The organism is Anoxybacillus sp. P3H1B, assembly GCF_001560855.1.
GTDB lineage: Bacteria > Bacillota > Bacilli > Bacillales > Anoxybacillaceae > Anoxybacteroides > Anoxybacteroides rupiense.
In genome coordinates this window covers 322,329-344,766 of record NZ_LPUG01000009.1, presented here as the reverse complement: position 1 = coordinate 344,766, position 22,438 = coordinate 322,329, and the positions used below count along the sequence as shown (strand labels likewise).

At 43.1% G+C, this 22,438-nt stretch carries 26 protein-coding genes; 25 read left to right on the top strand and 1 reads right to left on the bottom strand.

Annotated features, from left to right (window positions below):
• Positions 1–72: 72 nt before the first annotated feature.
• From dnaJ to deoC, 5 genes are all read left to right on the top strand, one after another.
• Complete coding sequence (gene dnaJ, locus AT864_RS02055) at positions 73–1,212, top strand: molecular chaperone DnaJ (protein WP_044744573.1); 1,140 nt, start codon at positions 73–75, stop codon at positions 1,210–1,212.
• A gap of 8 nt (positions 1,213–1,220) precedes the next feature.
• A complete protein-coding gene (gene prmA / locus AT864_RS02050) occupies positions 1,221–2,159 on the top strand; it encodes a 50S ribosomal protein L11 methyltransferase (protein WP_044744572.1) in 939 nt (312 codons plus the stop codon).
• Between the two features lie 15 nt (positions 2,160–2,174).
• On the top strand, positions 2,175–2,924 hold the full coding sequence (locus AT864_RS02045) for a 16S rRNA (uracil(1498)-N(3))-methyltransferase (protein ID WP_066145933.1): 750 nt from the start codon (positions 2,175–2,177) through the stop codon (positions 2,922–2,924).
• Between the two features lie 10 nt (positions 2,925–2,934).
• A complete protein-coding gene (mtaB, locus tag AT864_RS02040; protein ID WP_066145930.1) occupies positions 2,935–4,290 on the top strand; it encodes a tRNA (N(6)-L-threonylcarbamoyladenosine(37)-C(2))-methylthiotransferase MtaB in 1,356 nt (451 codons plus the stop codon).
• A gap of 366 nt (positions 4,291–4,656) precedes the next feature.
• Positions 4,657–5,328, top strand: coding sequence for a deoxyribose-phosphate aldolase (gene deoC / locus AT864_RS02035; RefSeq protein ID WP_066145926.1), 672 nt, complete (start codon positions 4,657–4,659; stop codon positions 5,326–5,328).
• Positions 5,329–5,336: 8 nt separating this feature from the next.
• On the opposite strand, the gene AT864_RS02030 is transcribed toward deoC, so the two are convergent.
• Complete coding sequence (locus tag AT864_RS02030) at positions 5,337–6,263, bottom strand: Na/Pi symporter (protein WP_066145923.1); 927 nt, start codon at positions 6,261–6,263, stop codon at positions 5,337–5,339.
• A 153-nt stretch (positions 6,264–6,416) separates the two neighbouring features.
• Between AT864_RS02030 and rpsU the strand changes: the two genes are divergently transcribed.
• The 20 genes from rpsU to AT864_RS01930 all read left to right on the top strand — a co-directional run bounded on the left by rpsU (position 6,417) and on the right by AT864_RS01930 (position 22,412).
• Positions 6,417–6,590, top strand: coding sequence for a 30S ribosomal protein S21 (gene rpsU, locus AT864_RS02025; RefSeq protein WP_027407847.1), 174 nt, complete (start codon positions 6,417–6,419; stop codon positions 6,588–6,590).
• 14 nt (positions 6,591–6,604) lie between these two features.
• Positions 6,605–7,051, top strand: a complete 447-nt coding sequence (locus AT864_RS02020) for a GatB/YqeY domain-containing protein (protein WP_044744567.1) — start codon at positions 6,605–6,607, stop codon at positions 7,049–7,051.
• Between the two features lie 481 nt (positions 7,052–7,532).
• Entirely contained in the window at positions 7,533–7,817 is a 285-nt protein-coding gene (yqfC, locus tag AT864_RS02015) for a sporulation protein YqfC (RefSeq protein ID WP_044744566.1), read from the top strand.
• 17 nt (positions 7,818–7,834) lie between these two features.
• Positions 7,835–9,022 carry a sporulation protein YqfD gene (yqfD, locus tag AT864_RS02010; protein WP_066145920.1) on the top strand — a complete coding sequence of 396 codons (1,188 nt, stop codon included), beginning with the start codon at positions 7,835–7,837 and terminating at the stop codon, positions 9,020–9,022.
• A 3-nt stretch (positions 9,023–9,025) separates the two neighbouring features.
• Positions 9,026–9,988: a PhoH family protein gene (locus AT864_RS02005; protein WP_044744564.1), complete on the top strand. Its 963-nt coding sequence runs from the start codon at positions 9,026–9,028 to the stop codon at positions 9,986–9,988.
• Positions 9,989–10,297: 309 nt separating this feature from the next.
• Entirely contained in the window at positions 10,298–10,768 is a 471-nt protein-coding gene (gene ybeY, locus AT864_RS02000) for an rRNA maturation RNase YbeY (protein ID WP_066145917.1), read from the top strand.
• Positions 10,769–10,771: 3 nt separating this feature from the next.
• Complete coding sequence (locus tag AT864_RS01995) at positions 10,772–11,143, top strand: diacylglycerol kinase family protein (protein ID WP_044744562.1); 372 nt, start codon at positions 10,772–10,774, stop codon at positions 11,141–11,143.
• 110 nt (positions 11,144–11,253) lie between these two features.
• Complete coding sequence (locus AT864_RS01990; RefSeq protein ID WP_044744561.1) at positions 11,254–11,652, top strand: cytidine deaminase; 399 nt, start codon at positions 11,254–11,256, stop codon at positions 11,650–11,652.
• Positions 11,645–12,553, top strand: a complete 909-nt coding sequence (era, locus tag AT864_RS01985; protein WP_066145915.1) for a GTPase Era — start codon at positions 11,645–11,647, stop codon at positions 12,551–12,553. Before AT864_RS01990 ends, era begins: the two co-directional genes overlap by 8 nt.
• Before the next feature lie 123 nt (positions 12,554–12,676).
• Positions 12,677–12,820, top strand: coding sequence for a YqzL family protein (locus tag AT864_RS17415; RefSeq protein ID WP_080862293.1), 144 nt, complete (start codon positions 12,677–12,679; stop codon positions 12,818–12,820).
• Between the two features lie 30 nt (positions 12,821–12,850).
• Complete coding sequence (gene recO / locus AT864_RS01980) at positions 12,851–13,606, top strand: DNA repair protein RecO (protein WP_066145913.1); 756 nt, start codon at positions 12,851–12,853, stop codon at positions 13,604–13,606.
• A 213-nt stretch (positions 13,607–13,819) separates the two neighbouring features.
• Complete coding sequence (locus tag AT864_RS01975; protein WP_044744698.1) at positions 13,820–14,449, top strand: helix-turn-helix transcriptional regulator; 630 nt, start codon at positions 13,820–13,822, stop codon at positions 14,447–14,449.
• An 11-nt stretch (positions 14,450–14,460) separates the two neighbouring features.
• Positions 14,461–15,261, top strand: a complete 801-nt coding sequence (locus tag AT864_RS01970; protein WP_066145910.1) for a pyruvate, water dikinase regulatory protein — start codon at positions 14,461–14,463, stop codon at positions 15,259–15,261.
• A gap of 565 nt (positions 15,262–15,826) precedes the next feature.
• Positions 15,827–16,276 carry a YaiI/YqxD family protein gene (locus AT864_RS01960; protein ID WP_044744556.1) on the top strand — a complete coding sequence of 150 codons (450 nt, stop codon included), beginning with the start codon at positions 15,827–15,829 and terminating at the stop codon, positions 16,274–16,276.
• 32 nt (positions 16,277–16,308) lie between these two features.
• A complete protein-coding gene (gene dnaG, locus AT864_RS01955) occupies positions 16,309–18,111 on the top strand; it encodes a DNA primase (protein WP_066145906.1) in 1,803 nt (600 codons plus the stop codon).
• 33 nt (positions 18,112–18,144) lie between these two features.
• Positions 18,145–19,269, top strand: a complete 1,125-nt coding sequence (gene rpoD, locus AT864_RS01950; RefSeq protein ID WP_044744554.1) for an RNA polymerase sigma factor RpoD — start codon at positions 18,145–18,147, stop codon at positions 19,267–19,269.
• A 195-nt stretch (positions 19,270–19,464) separates the two neighbouring features.
• Positions 19,465–19,998 (top strand): hypothetical protein, encoded by a 534-nt coding sequence (locus AT864_RS01945; protein WP_066145904.1) that lies wholly within the window; start codon positions 19,465–19,467, stop codon positions 19,996–19,998.
• 133 nt (positions 19,999–20,131) lie between these two features.
• Positions 20,132–20,494: a cytochrome c550 gene (gene cccA, locus AT864_RS01940; protein ID WP_066145902.1), complete on the top strand. Its 363-nt coding sequence runs from the start codon at positions 20,132–20,134 to the stop codon at positions 20,492–20,494.
• Positions 20,495–20,583: 89 nt separating this feature from the next.
• Positions 20,584–21,294 (top strand): tRNA (adenine(22)-N(1))-methyltransferase TrmK, encoded by a 711-nt coding sequence (locus tag AT864_RS01935; RefSeq protein ID WP_044744697.1) that lies wholly within the window; start codon positions 20,584–20,586, stop codon positions 21,292–21,294.
• Positions 21,291–22,412, top strand: a complete 1,122-nt coding sequence (locus AT864_RS01930; protein WP_066145899.1) for a Nif3-like dinuclear metal center hexameric protein — start codon at positions 21,291–21,293, stop codon at positions 22,410–22,412. The genes AT864_RS01935 and AT864_RS01930 overlap by 4 nt, the downstream gene beginning before the upstream one ends.
• Positions 22,413–22,438: the final 26 nt, after the last annotated feature.

Sequence of the window (22,438 nt, the reverse complement as noted above, 5' to 3'; positions counted from 1 at the left end):
AACATCTATTGCATATATAAAGAAATGGATGGTACAATTAGCTTTATGTGAGTGAATCGGGAGTGGATGATGATGACAAAGCGAGATTACTATGAGGTTCTCGGGGTAAGCAAAACAGCGACAAAAGATGAAATAAAAAAAGCATACCGAAAACTTTCAAAACAATATCATCCAGATATTAATAAGTCACCAGATGCAGCTGAAAAATTTAAAGAAATCAAAGAAGCTTATGAAGTATTGAGCGATGATCAAAAGCGTGCCCATTACGATCAATTTGGTCATACGGATCCTAATCAAGGCTTTGGCGGCTTTAGAAGCGATGATTTTGATTTTGGCGGCTTTAGCGGTTTTGGTGGTTTTGAGGATATTTTCAGCTCCTTTTTTGGTGGAGGAAGACGGCGTGATCCGAACGCTCCGCGGGCTGGTGCTGATTTACAATATACGATGACACTGACATTTGAAGAAGCAGTGTTTGGAAAAGAAACGGATATTGAAATCCCTCGCGAAGAAACGTGTGATACGTGTCATGGATCAGGAGCAAAGCCGGGAACGAAAAAGGAAACATGTTCACATTGTGGCGGAACGGGACAAATCAGCATAGAGCAGGCAACGCCGTTTGGACGCATTGTGAATCGCAGAGCATGTCATTATTGCGGAGGCACAGGACAATTTATTAAGGAAAAATGTGCGACTTGCGGCGGTAGCGGTCGGGTGAAAAAGCGGAAAAAAATTCATGTGAAAATTCCAGCAGGTATTGACGACGGACAGCAGTTGCGCGTAGCTGGACAAGGAGAACCAGGCATAAACGGAGGTCCAGCGGGCGATTTATATATCGTGTTTCGTGTAGAGCCGCATGAATTTTTTGAACGCCATGATGATGACATTTATTGTGAAATTCCGCTGACATTTGCACAGGCAGCTCTTGGTGATGAAATTGAAGTTCCGACGCTTCACGGAAAAGTAAAATTGAAAATTCCAGCAGGCACACAAACAGGTACAAAATTTCGCTTAAAAGGAAAAGGTGTGCCCAATGTGCGCGGATATGGTCAAGGGGACCAGCATGTGATTGTGCGCATTGTGACGCCAACTAAATTAACGGAAAAGCAGAAGCAGCTGCTGCGCGAATTTGATGAATTGGGAGACCAAAGCATGCACCAAGGACCGCAAGATAGCTTTTTTGAGAAAGTAAAAAAAGCGTTTAAAGGGGAATAAACACATTTATGAAATGGTCAGAAATCAGCATTCATACGACACAAGAAGCAGTTGAGGCGATTTCGAATATTTTGCACGAAGCAGGTGCTGGGGGAGTTGTCATTGAAGACCCTTTTGATTTAACAAAAGAACGTGATACCACATTTGGCGAAATTTATGAGCTAAATCCCGATGATTATCCGGATGAAGGAGTCATCATTAAAGCTTATTTGCCAGTCAATAGTTTTTTAGGAGAAACAGTTGAGGAAATTAAACAAGCGATCAATAATTTAATGCTCTATAATATTGATATAGGAAAAAATAAAATTACGATCAGCGAAGTGAACGAAGAAGAATGGGCGACAGCGTGGAAAAAATATTATAACCCAGTAAAAATTTCTGAAAAATTTACGATCGTGCCAACATGGGAGGACTATGAACCGGTTTCCACTGATGAGTTTATTATTGAGCTAGATCCTGGAATGGCTTTTGGCACAGGCACACATCCGACCACAGTCATGTGTATTCAAGCGCTAGAAAAATGTGTGAAACCAAGTGATACCGTCATTGATGTTGGGACTGGATCAGGGATTTTGAGTATTGCGGCAGCGATGCTTGGAGCCGCTTCTGTTCAAGCGCTTGATTTAGATCCAGTGGCCGTAGACAGCGCCAAGCTAAATGTGAAATTAAATAAAGTTCAAGATATCGTATCGGTCACCCAAGGGAATTTGCTGGATAATGTAAAGGAGCCGGCCGATATTATTGTGGCCAATCTTCTAGCAGAAATCATTATGCGTTTTACAGATGATGCGTACCATCTGGTAAAAGAAAACGGATATTTTATTACATCTGGAATTATTCAAGCGAAAAAACACGAGGTAAAAGAAAAGTTGATTGAATCTGGATTTGTTATTGAAGAAACACTGGCGATGGAAGATTGGATCGCATTAATTGCAAGAAAAGCATGAAAAGAAGGTGGCGGTTTGCAACGGTATTTTGTCTCAAAGGATCAAATTCATCATGACCAAATTGTCATGACTGGGGACGATTATCACCATATGGTACGCGTCATGCGCATGAGGGAGGGAGATGCGGTTATTTGCTGTAACGAAAACGGCAAAGCCGCTTTATGTGAGATTGTACGAATTTCCAGTGAGAATATGATGCTTCGCATTATAAAATGGATAGAGGAACAAACAGAGCTTCCAATACGGATTTACATTGCTCATGGGCTGCCAAAGGGAGATAAATTTGAATTGGTCATTCAAAAAGGAACAGAGCTTGGTGCTTTTGCATTTATCCCCTTTTTGGCGGCTCGCTCTGTTGTTAAATGGGAAGCGAAAAAAGCGGATAAAAAGCTGGAAAGATGGAGGAAAATTGCAAAAGAAGCAGCTGAGCAAGCGCATCGCACGCGCATTCCTGATATCTACCAGCCGATGTCTATGGAGCCGTTTATTGAATTTGCCCGAACGCTGGACTATCGTATGGTTGCTTATGAAGAAGAAGCAAAGCAAGGAGAAGCAGCAGCTTTGCGAAAAGTTTTGCGACAGATGAAGCCGGGCCAGTCGATGCTCGTTTTATTTGGGCCGGAAGGCGGTTTGGCGGAGCATGAAATCACGAAGCTTCAGGAAAACGGTTTTTTCACATGCGGCCTCGGACCGCGGATTTTGCGGACGGAAACAGCCCCGCTTTATGTATTAGCGGCTGCATCATATGAATGGGAATTAAGGTGAGGTGAGAATAATGTCAACAGTGGCTTTTCATACGTTAGGTTGCAAAGTAAATCATTATGAAACAGAAGCGATTTGGCAGTTATTTAAACAAGCGGGCTATGAACGAAAAGACTTTGAAACTCATGCAGATGTGTACGTGATAAATACATGCACAGTGACGAATACGGGCGATAAAAAAAGTCGTCAAGTTATTCGGCGTGCCATCCGGCAAAATCCTGATGCGGTTATTTGTGTCACAGGCTGTTATGCGCAAACCTCTCCAGCTGAAGTTATGGCGATTCCTGGGGTTGATATCGTAATCGGAACGCAGGATCGCGCCAAGATCCTTGAATATATTGAACAATTTAAGCAAGAGCGCCAGCCGATTAACGGGGTTCGAAACATTATGAAGACCCGCGTATATGAAGAAATGGACGTTCCTGCCTTTACGGATCGGACGCGAGCTTCTTTGAAAATTCAAGAAGGCTGCAATAATTTTTGCACGTTTTGCATTATTCCGTGGGCGCGCGGCCTCATGCGTTCACGCGATCCGAAAGAAGTCATTCGCCAAGCGCAACAGCTTGTTGATGCCGGCTATAAAGAAATCGTACTAACAGGCATTCATACAGGCGGCTATGGAGAAGATATGAAGGATTATAATTTTGCTGCGCTGCTTCGCGATATGGATGAACAGGTAGTCGGCTTAAAGCGGCTTCGCATTTCATCCATTGAAGCAAGTCAAATCACCGATGAAGTCATTGAAGTTCTCAAGCGTTCCGATAAAATTGTCCGCCATTTGCACATTCCGCTTCAATCTGGGTCCAACAGCGTATTAAAGCGGATGCGCCGCAAGTATACGACTCAATTTTTTGCTGAGCGGCTTGTTCAATTGCGGGAAGCACTGCCTGGGCTGGCGGTCACATCGGATATTATTGTCGGATTTCCTGGTGAGACGGAAGAAGAATTTATGGAAACGTATGAATTTATCCGTGACCATCAGTTTTCGGAACTTCATGTATTTCCATATTCGAAGCGTACAGGAACACCTGCGGCGCGCATGCTAGACCAAGTCGATGAAGAGGTGAAAAACGAGCGCGTTCATCGCCTCATCGCTCTTTCTGACCAATTGGCGAAGGAATATGCTTCGCAGTTCGAAGGACAAGTGCTTGAAGTCATTCCAGAAGAGCCATATAAAGAAGAGCCGGACAGTGGCTTATACGTTGGATATACCGATAATTACTTAAAAGTAAAATTTCCAGCCACTGAAGAAATGGTCGGTCAGCTTGTAAAAGTGAAAATTACGAAAGCGGGCTATCCATATAATGAAGGAGAATTCGTCCGCGTAGTATCTGATCAGATAACGGAAAAAATGAAATTAAGCTCGTAAAACCCAGCGATTAGCTGGGTTTTTTGCTTCTGTCAGAATGGATATCTTGTCTCCAGCTTCAAACGCCAGCGGCTTGAGTCGCTCCGCATCGCACTGCAGCGGCGACACGTGGAGCCTCATCGCTGAACTACTCGTGCAGGGTCAAGCTTGATTCGAGCTCTCGTCGGCGGCGCTTGGGCGTTCATCGCCGCTCGGTGGGAGCTTTTTTTAACCTCATCCATCGAGAAGTTTCCCGCCTCTTAACGGAGTGGAAGTGAGAGAGGTTCATTGAACAAATTTTGCTTGTCGGCTAGTTTTTGCGGTTGAAAAATGGTATGATGATAGAGGTCAGACTTCTCTATTTCAACAGAAAGGAGCGGCATTCATATGGCAAATCAATTGGCAAAAATGATTGACCATACACTGCTGAAAGCGAATACAACAAAGGAACAAATTGTTCAATTATGTGAAGAGGCGAAACAATACGGCTTTGCTTCTGTTTGTGTAAATCCAACATGGGTAGCGGCTGCAGCTGAGCTGCTAAAAGGCACTGATGTGAAAGTTTGCACAGTCATTGGTTTTCCTCTTGGAGCCAATACTCCGGAAACAAAAGCATTCGAAACGAAAGATGCGATCGCTAATGGCGCCACAGAGATCGATATGGTTATGAATATTGGTGCTTTAAAGGACGGAGCGGACGAGCTTGTGGAAGGTGATATCCGCGCTGTCGTCGAAGCGGCTAAAGGAAAAGCCCTTGTGAAAGTCATTATTGAAACATGCTTGCTAACGGAAGAGGAAAAAGTGCGCGCCTGCCGCTTAGCCGTACAAGCAGGGGCTGATTATGTCAAAACATCTACAGGCTTCTCTACCGGTGGTGCTACGATTGAAGATATCGCATTAATGCGCCAAACGGTAGGACCGGATATGGGTGTGAAAGCGTCTGGCGGCGTCCGCGATCTTCAAGGAGCCGAAGCGATGGTGAAAGCGGGAGCGACGCGCATCGGTACAAGCTCTGGTGTTGCGATCGTTCAAGGAAAAACGGCGCTTACTGATTATTAATATGCAAGTTATTTTTTATGGATGAAGGTAATACACGCTTCAATGAAGCGAGTGAATGGCAGAGCGGCGACTGAGCAAAGAACATTGAATAAAACGCTGACATGCGCCAGCTGGACGTCAGGTTTGGCAGCTAAGCTGCCGGCAAAGGAAGCTAAAGGATGAATGAGAAAAAAGAAAATACCTACTCCAGCAATGTTCAGCCATAAATGCGTATAAGCTGTAAGCTTTGCTTCCTGGCTTGTACCAATGCTGGCTAAAAGGGCCGTTACGCATGTTCCGATATTGGCGCCAAGTAAAATCGCAATACCGGCCGGCAATGTGAGCAAATGCTCATGAAGAAAGCCCATCGTAATACCGATCGTCGCTGCGCTTGACTGAATAATCGACGCGAGGAGCATGCCGACAGCAATTCCTAATAGATTAGAGCGATCGGTCTTTTTTAGCCACTCGTAGACAACGGGGTAAGAAGCAAGCGGCTTTGCAAGATCGCCAAATCCTTTCATGGCAAAAAATAAGCAGGCAAGCCCAATCAAGATCATACCGATACTGTAGCTGATGCGATGCCGAAGAAAAAAGACAAAAAAAGCTCCGGTCAGCAGCATGGGAATAGCACTTGCTCCCAGATCAAGCGTAATAATTTCCGTTGTGATGGTAGAGCCTATGTTGCTGCCTAAAATAATGCCGATCGATTGGCGAAATGTTAAATAGCCGGTTGTTACAAGGCCTACGGTGATGATCATCATCGCCGAACTGCTTTGCAGAAGAGCGGTAAGCGCTGTTCCTGTGAGAAATCCTTGAAAGGGTGTTTTCGTAAAATGCAGCAGCCATTTCTTCAGGCGATGGCCAGAAAGAGCGTAGAGACCTGCTTTCAGCATAAACATTCCAAGCAAAAAAATGCTAATATAAACGCTAAATAAGATCAATAATGACAACATGTCCTTCTCTCCTTTCATCACCATTGTATGGACAAGAAGGAGAGACGATGACTGCTTTTTTAGTTGACCTCTTTTATCGGATATATTATAATTGACAGGTACATGTTTAGTAATACAAATGCAAGTGGCGTTGTTCGGAGGGAGGGAAGTAAGATGTCAAAAACAATCGTTCGTAAAAACGAATCGCTTGAAGATGCTCTTCGTCGCTTCAAACGTGCTGTTTCAAAAACAGGTACGTTACAAGAAGCAAGAAAGCGTGAATTCTATGAGAAGCCAAGCGTAAGACGCAAGAAAAAGTCTGAAGCGGCTAGAAAGCGCAAGCATTAAAAGAGGGTGTATTTATGGGTCTTCTTGAACGTTTAAACGATGATATGAAGCAAGCGATGAAAAACAAAGAAAAAGAAAAACTCTCCGTCATTCGGATGGTCAAAGCATCGTTGCAGAACGAAGCGATCAAGCTTGGAAAGGGCCAATTATCTGAAGATGAAGAGCTGACTGTACTTTCTCGCGAATTAAAACAACGTAAAGACTCCCTCCAAGAGTTCGAAAACGCTGGTCGTTCAGACCTTGCTGATAAAACAAAAGAAGAAATTCGCATACTTGAGCTATATATGCCTAAGCAGCTTACAGAAGAAGAGCTAACAGCCATTATTAAAGAAACGATTGCCGAGGTTGGAGCTTCTTCAAAAGCTGATATGGGAAAAGTGATGGGAGCAATCATGCCGAAAGTAAAAGGAAAGGCGGACGGCTCTCTCGTTAATAAACTTGTTCAGCAGCACTTAGCGTAACAAGAAATAAATGATTGACATTACCAATCCCCTACAGATCAAGATGAAGGACCGTTTCGTTCTTCAGCGTCGATCTGTAGGGGATTGTTTTTTATGTCAGAATTTGTCTCTTGTTTTTTGAAAGAAATCAGGTGCTGTCTAACTTCAAGCTGCATCGGCTCAAGTCGCCCCACGCTGCTGCGGCGACATGTGGAGTTTCGACTCGCACAGGATCAAGCTTGATTCGAGCTCTCCTCGGCGGGCGCTTTTCTTATGATAAAAAGCCTGAAGGTAGGGAACAGCAAACCTTCCTTCTCTTACTGACATGTATCGATGTTACCTAAAAATGCAGCATGTCATGTAGGGGAGCGTTGATGCGAAAAATAGGGGTTGATACATAATGTAAACGGTCTTGGCTTATGCCAAGGCTTCTTTTTTTATGTCAGATGTGCTACATACCTATTTTTTTTCATATGTATGAGATGAAAGGGGGTTCTTTTCGATGATGAAAAAGTGGCGCCAGCAAGTGAGAAATTGGTTGACAAACCAGTTAGAACTGCCTGCTGATCTAGTGATGGACCTTCCCCGTATTACCATGATTGGACACATACATATTTATATCGAAAACCATCGCGGATTATTAACATTTAGTGATAAAGAATTGCGCTTGCTTTTAAAGCAAGGACAGCTTCTTGTTCGCGGCGAGCAATTTGTTATCAAGACGATTCTACCTGAGGAAATTTTATTAGAAGGAAAAATTCATCATGTCATTTATTTAGATGAATAGCATTGGGGAGGAAAAAAATGAAGAACAAGTGGATGAATTTTTTATCAGGAAGCGTAAAGGTTAAAGTTCAGGGAAAAGGAATCGAACGGTTTGTAAATAAATGCTTGCGAAATGGCATTCATATTTGGAATGTTAAAAAGCAGGATGAACACACAGCAACTTTTTTTATCTTTCTAAAAGACGTTCCAGCTATGCGAGTAATGGTGCGAAAAAGCGATTGTAAACTATTTTTTATCGGAAAAAGCGGTCTGCCCTTTTTGGGGAAAAAAATGCTCAGAAATACTGGATTTCTCATCGGAATCTTTTTATTTTTTGCGCTTGTTTTTTTGCTTTCTAACATGGTCTGGAATGTTCGGATCGAAGGGGCTAAGCCGGAAACAGAATACCGCATTTTGAAGGAACTCAAGCAAATGGGGGTTGAAAAAGGAGCTTTTCAATTTCTGTTAGATCCTCCTGAAGTAATTCAACAGAAGCTGACCGATCGCATTGAAACCATTACATGGGTCGGGGTTGAATTAAAGGGGACGACCTTTTACTTTCAAGTGGTAGAAAAAAAGAAGCCGAAGGAACCGGAAGCGGTGGGGGTACGCCATTTAGTGGCGAAAAAGAAAGCCGTCATCACTCATATGTTTGTCGAAGAGGGACAACCGCTTGTTGCTGTTCATGATTATGTGAATAAAGGACAAGTTTTAGTGTCAGGAATTATTGGAAAAGAGGGGAAAACGAAGCTTGTGCCGGCTCGTGGAAAAATTTTTGGAGAAACATGGTACAAGTCTACAGTTGTCTTGCCGTTTGATTCCGTGTTTCAAGTATACACAGGAAAGTATATGGAAAAGCATTATATAGCGATTGGTTCTTTTTCACTTCCGGTTTGGGGGTTTAAAAAACCGCCATTTAGCCATTATAAAACCGAAAACCAAAAAAGGGCCCTGCAGTTCTGGCGATGGAAGCTGCCGATTTATTACGAGCGGGTGATTTATCGGGAAAACGAGGAGGTTAAGCGGAGCTATACATGGAATGAAGCGCTGCAGAAAGCAAAAGAAATGGCGCGAAATGAGCTGGAGGGCAAACTAGAAACAGATGCTTCCATTGTAGGTGAAAAGATTTTGCATGCAACCAAAGAGAATGGTAAAGTAAAAGTAGAGATTCATTACCAAGTAGTTGAAAATATTGCGATACCACAACCTATTGTTCAAGGAGATTAAGGGATGTCAGAGGAGTTTGTGACGATTAGCCAGCAATTAGAAAATGCCAATGAGGCGATTGCCCTTTTTGGCATTCATGATGTTCATTTAAAACGAATTGAGCAGGAGCTGGGCGTTTCGATTGTGACGCGGGGAGATGCCGTGCACGTTTCAGGAAACAGCGAAAGCGTTCGGCTCGTTGATGAGGTGCTGCGCCATCTGCTCATCGTGATTCGCAAGGGAGTCACGATTAGCGAACGCGATGTGATGTATGCGATTCAAATGGCGAAAAGCAACACGCTAGAGTATTTCATTGAGTTATATGAGGAAGAGATTACGAAAAACGCTAAAGGAAAGCCGGTTCGCGTCAAAACATTAGGACAGCGCCAATATGTAGCGGCGATTAAAAAGCATGATCTTGTATTTGGCATCGGCCCGGCGGGAACAGGAAAAACCTATTTGGCAGTCGTTATGGCTGTTCATGCACTTAAAAATGGATACATCAAGAGAATTATTTTAACTCGTCCAGCAGTCGAGGCGGGAGAAAATTTAGGCTTTTTGCCAGGAGATTTGAAAGAAAAGGTGGATCCGTATTTACGTCCGCTTTATGATGCTCTTCATGATATATTGGGTACTGATCATACACAGCGTCTCATCGAGCGAGGGACGATTGAAATTGCACCGCTTGCTTATATGAGAGGGCGCACGCTTGAGGATGCATTTGTGATCTTGGATGAAGCGCAAAATACAACGCCATCGCAAATGAAAATGTTTTTAACAAGGCTTGGATTTGGCTCGAAAATGGTTATTACAGGCGATATTTCTCAGATTGACTTGCCTAGGGGCGTTCAATCTGGGTTGGCTGCAGCCAAGGATATTTTATCATCTGTTAGCGGCATTTCATTTGTCTTTTTGGAGCAGGCTGATGTTGTTCGCCATCCGCTTGTCGGAAAAATTATTGAAGCGTATGATCAAGCGGGCGTATAAGAATAGGGAAGGCTTCTTTTCAGCCAATAGATAGAAATTTATCATGGAGCTGCATTTATGGTATGATGAAAAAACGAGGGGTTTACGGGCGAAGGGCGTAAATCAGCAACTATTTGTGCTGCAAGCATAAAGGCAGTCGAAATTCGTTGGTTAGGCCGCGATTCTTTAAATGAAAATAATATTTGACAAACGCGGTCTTCGTGATTTAAACATTATTATAGCCCGGTCATGCGACAGACCCATTAACATGATGGGTCTCTTTTTATCGAAGGGGCATCAACGAGAAGAGAAGGAAAAGGTGAAGAAAAAATGGCACTACATATTGATTGGTTAGACGAAACAAATGAAGTAACTGATGAGCAGATGGAGGTCATTTCCAAATTATTGAATTATGCGGCTGACGTTGAACAGATTCCAGATGAGGCGGAGGTTAGCATTTCTTTTGTCGATAATGAACAAATCCGGATGATTAATCGTGAGTATCGCGGGAAGGATCAACCTACCGACGTGATTTCGTTTGCACTTGAAGAGATGGGGGAAGGAGAAACGGAAATCATTGGATTAGATGCACCGCCGGTATTAGGAGATATTATTATTTCCGTTCCGAAAGCACAAGAGCAAGCGAAAGAATACGGCCATTCCTTTATGAGAGAATTAGGATTTTTAGCTGTGCATGGCTTTTTACATTTGTTAGGATATGACCATGAAACAGAGGAAGACGAAAAGGAAATGTTTGCTAAGCAAGAGCAAATTCTGGAACAATACGGGTTGAAACGATAAACGATGAAGCAGTGGCGTCAGCGATGGAAACGGTTTCGAAATGCGTGGTCAGGAATGGTGGCAGCAGTAAGGGAAGAGGTGCATATGAAAATTCACCTTATGCTTGCTGCTATCGCCATTGTTTTCGCTATTGTTTTTCATTTTACGAAATGGGAATGGCTTATATTGCTGTTGACAATTGGCGCGGTGATCAGTTTAGAAATGGTGAACACGGCGATTGAACGGACGGTCGATTTAGTAACAAAAGACTTTCATCCGCTTGCCAAAGCAGCCAAAGACATAGCGGCCGGCGCTGTTTTGCTTGGTGCGATCATGGCGGTTATGATAGGAGCCATCCTTTTTCTGCCACATTTGTATAATTGGGTATTGAAATGAGAAAATTCGAATTTTTCTGTTATATATACATGAATAGAGATGAAAAATTTCTTGATTTCCTGTAAAATAAAAAGGAGGAGTTTTTCCTCGAAAAGAAAGGAAGAGCATCATTGCATACACAGGAATTGATCACTGAAGCTAAAAAAGCGAGAGAGTATGCTTATGTACCGTACTCCAAGTTTAAAGTAGGCGCTGCTTTATTAACTAAAAACGGCAAAGTCTACCGCGGCTGCAATATCGAAAATGCCGCTTATAGCGTGTGCAACTGCGCAGAACGGACAGCGTTGTTTAAAGCGTATTCTGAAGGAGACACCGATTATGCGGCATTAGCGGTGATTGCTGACAGCTCCCGTCCGGTCCCGCCTTGTGGAGCGTGTCGTCAAGTGATTGCTGAATTATGTCCGCCAGATATGAAAATCATTTTGACCAATTTAAAAGGAGACATTCGAGAATTAACAGTAAAAGAATTATTGCCAGGAGCATTTTCAGCGGAGGATTTGCATGAATAAGGAACAGTATAAATCAGGATTTGTTTCCATTATCGGTAGACCAAATGTAGGAAAATCAACGTTTTTAAACCGTGTCATTGGTCAAAAAATCGCCATTATGAGCGATAAACCGCAAACGACACGCAATAAGATCCAAGGCGTATACACAACGGAAAGCACACAGATCATTTTTATTGATACGCCTGGAATCCACAAGCCAAAGCATAAGCTGGGCGATTTTATGATGAAGGTGGCGCAAAACGCTTTAAAAGAAGTCGACTTAATTTTGTTTATGGTAAATGCTGAAGAAGGATTCGGCCGCGGCGATGCTTTCATCATAGAGCGGCTGAAGGAAGTAAAAACGCCGGTGTTTTTAGTCGTTAACAAAATCGACCAAGTGCATCCGGACGAATTGCTACCTCTTATTGAGCATTATCAGTCACAATATCCGTTCGCAGAGATTGTGCCGATTTCAGCGCTACAAGGAAACAATGTCGAAACGCTAATCGAGCAAATAAAAAAATATTTACCGGAAGGTCCGCAATATTACCCTGCTGATCAAATAACGGATCATCCCGAGCGTTTTATTATCGCTGAATTAATTCGGGAAAAAGCTCTTCATTTAACACGCGAGGAAGTTCCTCATTCCATTGCAGTCGTCATTGATTCAATTGAACGCCCAGAAGATCATCACACCATTTATGTTAGCGCGATGATTATTGTTGAACGTGACTCACAAAAGGGCATCATTATCGGAAAGCAAGGGCGAATGCTAAAAGAAATTGGGCAACGAGCCCGTCAAGACATTGAAGCGCTGTTAGGTTCTAAAGTGTTTTTGGAGCTTTGGGTTAAGGTCCAAAAGGATTGGCGAAATAAATTATCTCAATTGCGCGATTTCGGATTTAGAGAGGACGAATATTAACAAATTTTGTGTAACATAAATTGATTGTAGGGAAGCCAAGCTATAAATAGCTTATTGAACGTGTAAGCGCTGCTTGCACGCAACCTTTATAAAGCGATCCTACAGGCGGAAAGGTGTGGTTCGATGCTAGAATTTACGTGGAAGCTGTTTAGCCAAACGGGGAATATCGACACATATCTCCTTTTCAAAGAGCTTGAGAGGGAGCATCAGCCAAATGGCGATGAACAAGAAATCGAGTTTACGGAAATGGACCAGCCGATTTTCTAAGCTGCTTTTTCCAGCTTGGTGGTGATCATATTGTTTGAAAAATGCGAAGCAATTGTGCTTCGAACGATTGATTACGGGGAAACTCATAAAATTGTTACCTTGCTGACGAGAGAATGGGGAAAGGTGGCTGTTATGGCTCGAGGAGCGAAAAAGCCAAACAGTCGCCTTTCTTCTGTGACGCACTTATTTACTTATGGACATTATTTAATTCAAAAGAGTCGCGGAGTAGGAAGCCTGCATCAAGGTGAAATCATTGATGCACTGAGAGGGATTCGCGAAGATATTTTTGCAACAGCTTATGCTTCTTATGTCGTCGAGCTAACAGATAAAATTATGGAAGAGCGGCGCCCCAATCCTTATTTATTTGAGCTGCTTCTTCAGACATTAAAATATATGAATGACGGACTCGATTTAGAAATTCTTACATATATTTACGAGATGAAAATGCTGCGGGTGATCGGATTGCCTCCATCGTTAGACGGATGCGCGGTTTGCGGGCGAAGCAAGGGGAGGTTCTCCTTCTCCATAAAGGAAGGGGGATTTCTTTGCGATCAATGCGAGGAAAAGGATCCGTACCGCTTTTCTCTTTCTTCGGCAGCGGTTAGGCTGTTGCGGCTTTTTTACCATCTTGATCTGTCAAGGTTGGGCAAAATTTCGGTTAAGAAGGAAACGAAAAACGAATTACACCACGTTATTTCCGCCTATTATGACGAATATTCCGGACTTTCGCTAAAAACGAAACGATTTTTAGAACAAATCGAGCAGCTAAAATCTCGGCTGCAATAATAAAGGGCTGTCACGAAGCTGAGGCAGCCCTGTTTTTATATGGAAGCGGTCTGTCGATGGCGTCTTTGCTTGAGGGAAATCAGGAGCAACGATGCACGTATTTTTAGAACAAAGCGAATTTTCTTGATTTCCTTTCGTAAAATGAATCATTACGTTATAATAGGTTCGTATGAGTACAGCCTTTTTTAGTTTTTGGTAAGGTGGTGAGTGAAAATCGAACTGAATAAACGCCAAGAACAAATTTTACAAATCGTCAAAGACCATGGACCGATTACCGGGGAAAACATCGCAGAAAAATTAAATTTAACAAGAGCGACGCTGCGTCCCGACTTGGCGATTTTAACAATGGCTGGCTATTTGGAAGCAAGACCGAGAGTCGGCTATTTTTATACAGGAAAAACAGGAACACAGCTTTTAGCGGATCGAATAAAAAAAATGAAAGTCAGTGACTTTCAATCGATTCCTGTCGTAGTCAATGAAAATGTCAGCGTATATGACGCCATTGTGGCGATGTTTCTTGAGGATGTCGGGACATTGTTTGTCGTGGATGAAGAATCTTTATTAGTGGGTGTCTTGTCGCGCAAAGATTTATTGCGAGCGAGCATTGGCAAGCAGGAGCTGACTTCGATTCCGGTTAACATCATTATGACAAGAATGCCAAACATCAATGTCTGTTATAAAGATGATCTGTTGATTGATGTGGCTGAGCGGCTCATTGAAAAACAAATTGATGCCATGCCGGTCGTAAAAAAAACAGACAAGGGATATGAGGTGATTGGACGAATCACCAAAACAAATATTACAAAAGCTTTTGTTGCGCTAGCAAAAGATGATTTGCTTTAAGGAGGATGAAGATGAATCAACGCGTTGTATACGTGGTTTCTGATTCAGGCGGAGAAACCGCTGAATTGGTCGTCAAAGCGGCCGCAAGCCAATTTAATAGCGCTGCTATTCAACTAAAGCGCGTTCCTTATGTAGAAGATGTCTCCACGTTGAAGGAAGTGGTTGCGCTAGCCAAAATGAATCATGCGATTATTGCTTTTACGCTTGTCGTGCCGCAAATGCGCCAGTTTTTAATTGAAGAGGCTGAACGTGAAGGTGTGGAGCTATATGATATTATTGGTCCGCTTATGGAGAAAATGAGCCATTTATTCAATATGACTCCTCGCTATGAACCAGGGCAGGTTCGCGTATTAGATGAAGATTATTTTAAAAAGATCGAAGCGATTGAATTTGCTGTAAAATATGATGACGGGCGGGATCCGCGCGGCATTTTGCGTGCTGATATTGTGTTGATCGGGGTGTCACGCACTTCTAAGACGCCGCTGTCACAGTATTTGGCTCATAAACGCTTAAAAGTCGCCAATGTGCCCATTGTGCCGGAAGTCGAGCCACCAGAAGAATTGTTTAAAGTATCTCGAGAGAAGTGCTTCGGCTTAAAAATCAGCCCTGAAAAGCTGAATTCCATTCGTCGGGAGCGGCTCAGAGCCCTAGGGCTTGACGATAAAGCGATCTATGCGAATATGGAACGCATTAAGGAGGAGCTTAATTATTTTGAGCAAGTAATTCAGCAAATCGGCTGCGATGTCATTGATGTGACGAACAAAGCGATCGAAGAGACCGCGAATATTATCATGAAAAAACGGAAGCTATAAGGGGAAGCCTCATGATTTTCATTGCTATCCATGCAATGTTATCAATGGCTTCTTTTTTTGTTTGTTTCGGTCTTCGACTTTTCAGCGATCATTCGTGATATTTTTGAATTGCCTTTTAGCTGGAAAATGCATGATTTTGCAGCATCTATCGTTTTGTTCATGGTGCCAGATAATGTTGTCTTAGTGTTAGGTAAAGAAATGGAAGCGCATATAGCCGTTCCAAAAATAGAATCCTTTTTTCGAGGATCGGAGATAAGCCAAGGTCGTTGAACTCCATAGTTGTGCATGGGTTAACATGTCGAGCTCCGTCTATGGTTGGACATAACGCTCGACTAGCATCATAGGCATTCTTTTATTTTTTTCTGGCGCATTCGTATTGATTGTATTATAATAAAAAATTGTGATAAAAATAAACCGTGCTACGTTTAGAGCAGAGATAGAACGAGTAAACTATTGATAGCTTATTGTCAAGAGGAAGATGTCGACAAAATTCGTTTATGTTCATGGGAGGAGAAGAAGGATTTTTGAAGATGGTGTAGAATGTAAAAAAGGCGACGGGCGACATATGACTGTTTTTGTCGATGCAGACGCTTGTCCTGTAAAAGATGAAATTTTCTCTCTTGCTCGTCAATATAATGTACAAAGTGTTTTTGTATCTTCATATAACCATTTTTCACATGTGGCGGAAATGGAGTGGGTATATGTAGATACGGAAAGAGAAGCTGTTGATTTGTATATTGTTAATCATGCGCAAAAGGGGGATGTTGTGATTACGCACGATATCGGATTGGCAAGCTTATTAGTCAATCGGGACATTTGTGTGATGTCTCCTCAAGGAAAAATGTATAGCGAAGATGGGATAGGACATGTGCTCTATATTCGCTATCTTCATGCAAAACAACGGAGACAAGGTGTGCGTATGAAAGGAATGAAACGTTTCTCTGACGAAGAGCGGCAGACCTTTCGAAAAAGTTTCGAAAAAATTTTGTCGAAATCCGCAGGAAATAAGGCATAGGACGAGAATAATAAAATTACGGAGTTGTTCGTATGGGATACCGCATTCCCGAAGAAATGATTGAAGAAATCCGGCGATCAGTCGATATTGTTGATGTGATCAGCGATTACGTTCAGCTGAAAAAACAAGGACGTAACTATTTTGGACTATGTCCGTTTCATGGAGAGAAAACGCCGTCTTTTTCGGTTTCACCCGAAAAGCAAATTTTCCATTGCTTTGGTTGTGGAGCGGGCGGGAACGTGTTCTCGTTCCTAATGGACATAGAAGGCCTTTCGTTTACCGATGCAGCCGCAAGGCTGGCAGCGAGGGCCAATATAGATTTGGCGCCTCTCCCTCTTGATCATCAGCATAAAAGGTCAGCTGAAGCAAGCGATGCCAAAAAAATGATAGAGGCGCATGAACTTTTAAAGAAATTTTATCATCATTTGCTCATAAATACAAAAGAGGGGCAACATGCACTTGATTATTTACAGGAGCGAGGCATGACCCGCGAAGTAATCGAGCAATTCGAAATCGGCTATTCGCCTCATTCTTGGGATTTTGCTGTGAAATTTTTAAAAAGCCGTGGGTTTCCGCTTGACCTGATGGAAAAAGCCGGACTCGTGATTCGAAAGGAAAACGGAGAATATTTTGATCGTTTTCGCAATCGTGTGATGTTTCCAATCCATAATCATCACGGAGAAGCGGTCGCGTTTTCCGGACGCATTTTAGGAGAAGGACAGCCGAAGTATCTAAACAGCCCAGAGACCTCGATCTTTCATAAGGGTAAGATTTTATATAATTTTCATCAAGCTCGGCTGCATATTCGAAAGCTGCAGCAGGCTGTTTTATTCGAGGGGTTTGCTGATGTTATTTCAGCATTTAAAGCGGGAGTTTCAAATGCTATTGCGACGATGGGCACAGCGTTAACTGACGAGCAAGCGCGCATTCTCAGACGCAACGTGGAGTCGATCGTCATTTGCTATGATGGTGATACAGCAGGGGTGGAAGCCACTCTTCGGGCAGCGGAGCTTTTAGAAAAAGCAGGATGCTACGTAAGAATCGCCGCTGTTCCTGATGGCCTTGATCCAGATGAATATATTAGAACATACGGCCTAGAGCGATTTCGGCATAATGTGCTTGAAGCGAGCGGCACATTGATGGCTTTTAAAATGGCCTATTTGCGTAAAGGAAAAAATCTGCAAAATGAAAGCGAGCAAATTCGCTATATTGAAGAGGCGCTAAAGGAAATCGCCCAGTTATCGAATCCCGTCGAGTTAGATTATTATCTGCGGCAGCTGGCAGATGAATTTTCTCTCTCCTTGTCAGCTTTGCAGCAGCAGCTGGAGCGCTACAAAAAAACGAGAACAGCCGCTTCTTCAAATAGTAGGCAGTCGACTGCGGCTCCGCAACTACCTTCGAAGAAACTTTTTCCAGCATTTCATAACGCTGAGAGGTTGTTGCTTGCTCACATGCTTCGAAACCGAGATGTGGCCTTTACTGTGCAGCAGACGATTCAAGGCGATTTCAACATTGAGGAGCATCGGGCAATTGCCGCTTACATTTATGCGTTTTATGAAGAAGGAAACGAACCTGATGTCAGCGCGCTAGTTGCGCGAATACCCGATGGATTAAAACCGCTTGTGACGGAGCTATCAATGATGCTTATCAATGAAAACCTTTCATCACAAGAATTAAATGATTACATGAAACATGTGTTGAATTACCCAAAATGGTTAAACCTAAAGCAAAAAGAGCAAGAAAAAATCGAAGCGGAGCGCCAGAAGGATTTTCTGAGAGCTGCACGCATCGCTAAAGAAATTCTCGAAATGAAAAAGTTGTTATCTAGTTCATAATGTCGTCTGAAAGTTTTAGAAGGAGGGGACGAAATGGCTGAAAAATCAGCTCGTTCAAAACAAGTCGACTCTGATGTAACTCTGGAACAAGTAAAAGAACAGTTACTGGAATTAGGAAAAAAACGCGGTGTATTAACATATGAAGAAATTGCCGAGCGCTTATCTGGTTTCGATCTCGATTCAGATCAAATGGATGAATACTATGAGTATTTAACGGAGCAGGGTGTGGATATTATTAGCGAATCGGATTTAGACGATGATCCAGATCTCGATGACCTTGTAAAAGAGGAGGAATTTGATCTAAATGATTTAACGGTTCCTCCCGGCGTAAAAATTAATGATCCTGTCCGCATGTATTTAAAAGAAATTGGCCGCGTTCCGCTGCTTTCTGCCGAAGAAGAAATCGAGCTGGCCAAGCGCATTGAGCAGGGAGATGAAGAAGCGAAACGGCGGTTAACGGAAGCTAACTTGCGCCTTGTTGTCAGCATTGCCAAACGGTATGTCGGACGTGGCATGCTGTTTCTGGATTTAATTCAAGAAGGGAACATGGGTCTAATTAAAGCTGTTGAGAAGTTCGATTATCGAAAAGGCTATAAATTTAGTACGTATGCCACATGGTGGATCCGTCAAGCGATTACTCGGGCTATCGCTGATCAGGCTCGGACGATCCGCATCCCTGTGCATATGGTGGAAACGATCAACAAGCTGATTCGCGTGCAGCGCCAGCTTCTTCAGGATCTTGGCCGCGAGCCATCTCCAGAAGAAATCGCAGAGGAAATGGATTTGACGCCAGAGAAAGTCCGCGAAATTCTGAAGATTGCCCAAGAGCCTGTATCGCTTGAAACGCCGATCGGTGAAGAGGACGATTCACATCTAGGAGACTTCATCGAAGATCAGGATGCAACCTCCCCTTCCGAACATGCGGCATATGAGTTATTAAAAGAGCAGCTTGAAGATGTCCTTGATACGCTTACTGATCGTGAAGAAAATGTGCTCCGTCTTCGCTTTGGCTTAGATGATGGGCGCACTCGTACGCTTGAAGAAGTAGGAAAAGTGTTCGGCGTTACGAGAGAGCGTATTCGACAAATTGAAGCGAAAGCGCTCCGGAAGTTGCGTCATCCAAGCCGTAGCAAGCGTTTGAAAGACTTTTTAGAGTAATGTCTGCGCTGAAAAAATGGCTCTCAACAACATCGCATGAATCCATATGCAGAGCGTTGTGTGAAAAAAGAAGGAGATCCTTCTTTTTTCACGGGCTCTTGCCCGCGTCTACAAAATAAAGGTTGAGACCAATAGTTTACTTCTGCCGCAAGAGAAGTAAACTATTTTTATTTCCAACCAGGAAGGTCGATCAGCATGGATGAAAAACGACGCGAAATCATTGTAAGAGAAATTGAATATTGGAAGCGCTCACGCCTTCTTCCAGAGCAATATTGCGATTATTTGCTAGCGCTTTATACAGAAGGAGACCGCTCCTCGGCTCAGACGGCTGTGAGGAGGGCAGGCGCTTGGCTTCACATTTTCTTTATATTGTTAATTTGTCTTTTGTTGCCAATAAGTGTTCTTGCCATTTATTTTACTGAATTGTCGTTTGTTTTGCAAATGCTCCTTTTATCCTTTTTTATTCTTCTTTGCTTTATTGGAATATGGAAATGGAGAAAAGAAGCGAGGCTCGTGCATCTGCCGCTCATTATCGGCGCTTTTTTGGTCTTTTTGGCTTCTGTTCATTTGAGTGATTATTATTTTCCCAAAAACAAGCCGATCTCCGCTTTGGTGATTTTTTTAAATTGCGCATTGTGGATTGTTTTTGGCCTTCGCATGCGGCTGCTTTATTTTGCGATCTCAGGGGTGTTCGGCATTGCATTGCTCATTGGTTCCTTTTTTGTGTAATGTCGCTCTTTTTCGACGATTTTCAGCGAGAAAGTGATTTAGGGCTTTTCCTTCTTCCAGATTTACAGTAAAATAAAATTGTTTGTAGCGGTTACATTTTCAGGATAGTCTATACATAAGGGAGGTTAAACTGATGAATCGAAACCCGTTAATCCCATTTGTTATTATCATGGTATTTGGGATTGGTCTAATGATTGCTCTTTCATTTAAAGGGCTTGGCGACGCTAAAGAGATGGCAAAAGAGAAAGAGGGCGGAGCTAAAACAGAACAAACAACAGCTGCAAAACCAGAAGACTTTTATAAACAAACATGTAGCGGCTGTCATGGCGTGAATTACGAAGGTGGCGTCGGTCCGTCATTAAAAGGTGTTGGAAAACGTCTCTCAGTAGACGAAATCAAGCATGTCCTTGAAAACGGTCGCGGCAATATGCCTGCAGGACTTGTACCGCCAGAAAAAGCTGACGAGATGGCCAAATGGCTTTCAAAATTGCAATAATAGCCAAAGTCCCTTTACCTTGGGTGAAGGGATTTTTTGTTTATGATACAATAAAGGCGATCATGTCGCAGTGCGGAAAGGGAGATACAATGAATGAGTTAAAACTGTCAAAGCGGCTAGAAACCGTTGTTTCATTTATACCGAAAAAATCGAAACTGGCTGATATAGGATCTGACCATGCCTATTTGCCATGCTATGCGTATTTGCATGGCTATATTACGAAGGCTGTTGCCGGGGAAGTGGCTGACGGACCGTTCCGCTCGGCACAAAAGCAGGTCGAAAAAACAGGACTTAGCCAAGTTATTTTTGTGAGAAAAGGAGACGGTCTGGCTGTAATCGAGCCGGATGAAGTGGATTGTGTGACGGTTGCTGGGATGGGCGGAACGTTGATTGCTCATATTCTAGAGAATGGCAAGGAGAAATTATCAGGGGTTCAGCGGTTGATTTTACAGCCGAATGTCGGAGCACATGTTGTGAGAAACTGGCTGATTTCCCATGGATGGGAGCTTGTGGCGGAACGGATTTTGGAGGAGGACGGACAAATTTATGAGGTTCTTGTCGCCGAGCAAGGAAACGGTTTAAAGCCTTATAACCATGACCATATAGAGGCTGAATTGCTTCTTGGCCCGTTTTTACTGAAAGAGAGGAATGACATCTTTTTAAAAAAATGGCGAAGTGAGCTCGAGCATTGGAAGAAAATTATTGCGCAGCTTGAAGAAAAAGCACTCACGCAGGAAAGTATGAAAAAAAAGCAAGAGCTAGAGCGCAAAATTCAACTGATCGAGGAGGTATTGCGATGAGCAAGGTTCCAAATGGATATGAAGTCATTCAATTATTTGAACAATTTGCCCCGAAGTCGTTAGCAATGGAAGGGGATCCAATCGGTTTACAAATGGGAACGTTGAATAAGCCGATTCATACTGTATTCATTGCGCTAGATGTGCTGGAAGAGGTAGTGGATGAGGCGATCGCTAATCGCGCAGATTTAATGATCGCCCACCATCCGCCTCTTTATCGTCCTCTGAAGCAGATTTTAACTGATCAAGCCCAAGGGCGCATCATTGAAAAATGCTTAAAGCATAATATCACAGTGTATGCAGCTCATACGAATTTAGATATCGCCCAAGGAGGCGTCAATGACTGGCTCGCTGAGGCGCTTGGACTGAAGGAAGTAGAGGTGCTTGCGCCAACGTATGAAGAGAAATTGAAAAAATTAGTAGTGTATGTTCCGAAAACTCATGCCTCTGCTGTTCGGGAAGCGCTTGGACATGCCGGCGCTGGCCATATTGGGAATTATAGTTATTGCACATTTAACAGTGAAGGGATCGGCACATTTTTGCCGGAAGACGGAGCGAATCCATTTATTGGAGCAAAGGGTGAGCTTGAACAGGTAGAGGAAGTGCGGATTGAAACGATTGTCCCCGCTTCTCTGCAAAAAAAAGTCATTGCGGCTATGCTGAAAGCCCATCCGTATGAAGAGGTCGCATATGATGTCTATTCGCTTGACAATCAGGGGCATACATGGGGATTGGGCAGAGTAGGGAAGCTGCTACAGGAAACGACATTGGGAGAGTTTGCAGAGCACGTCAAAAAATCGCTTGATGTCCCTGCGGTTCGTGTTGTAGGACAGCTTGACGATCCGGTGAAAAAGGTAGCTGTTGTCGGCGGAGACGGAAATAAATATATTCGGCAAGCGAAAATGAGCGGAGCAGATGTGTATGTAACGGGCGATGTTTATTATCATGTAGCGCACGATGCTATGGCCCTTGGGTTAAATATCGTTGATCCGGGACATAATGTGGAAAAAGTGATGAAACAGGGAGTTGCCCGCTTTTTAGAACAGGAATTTGCCAAGAAAAAGTGGAATACCGCTGTTTATGCGTCAAAAGTCCATACAGATCCGTTTACATTTGTGTAACCTACTGAATGGCGAAATAAAAACCG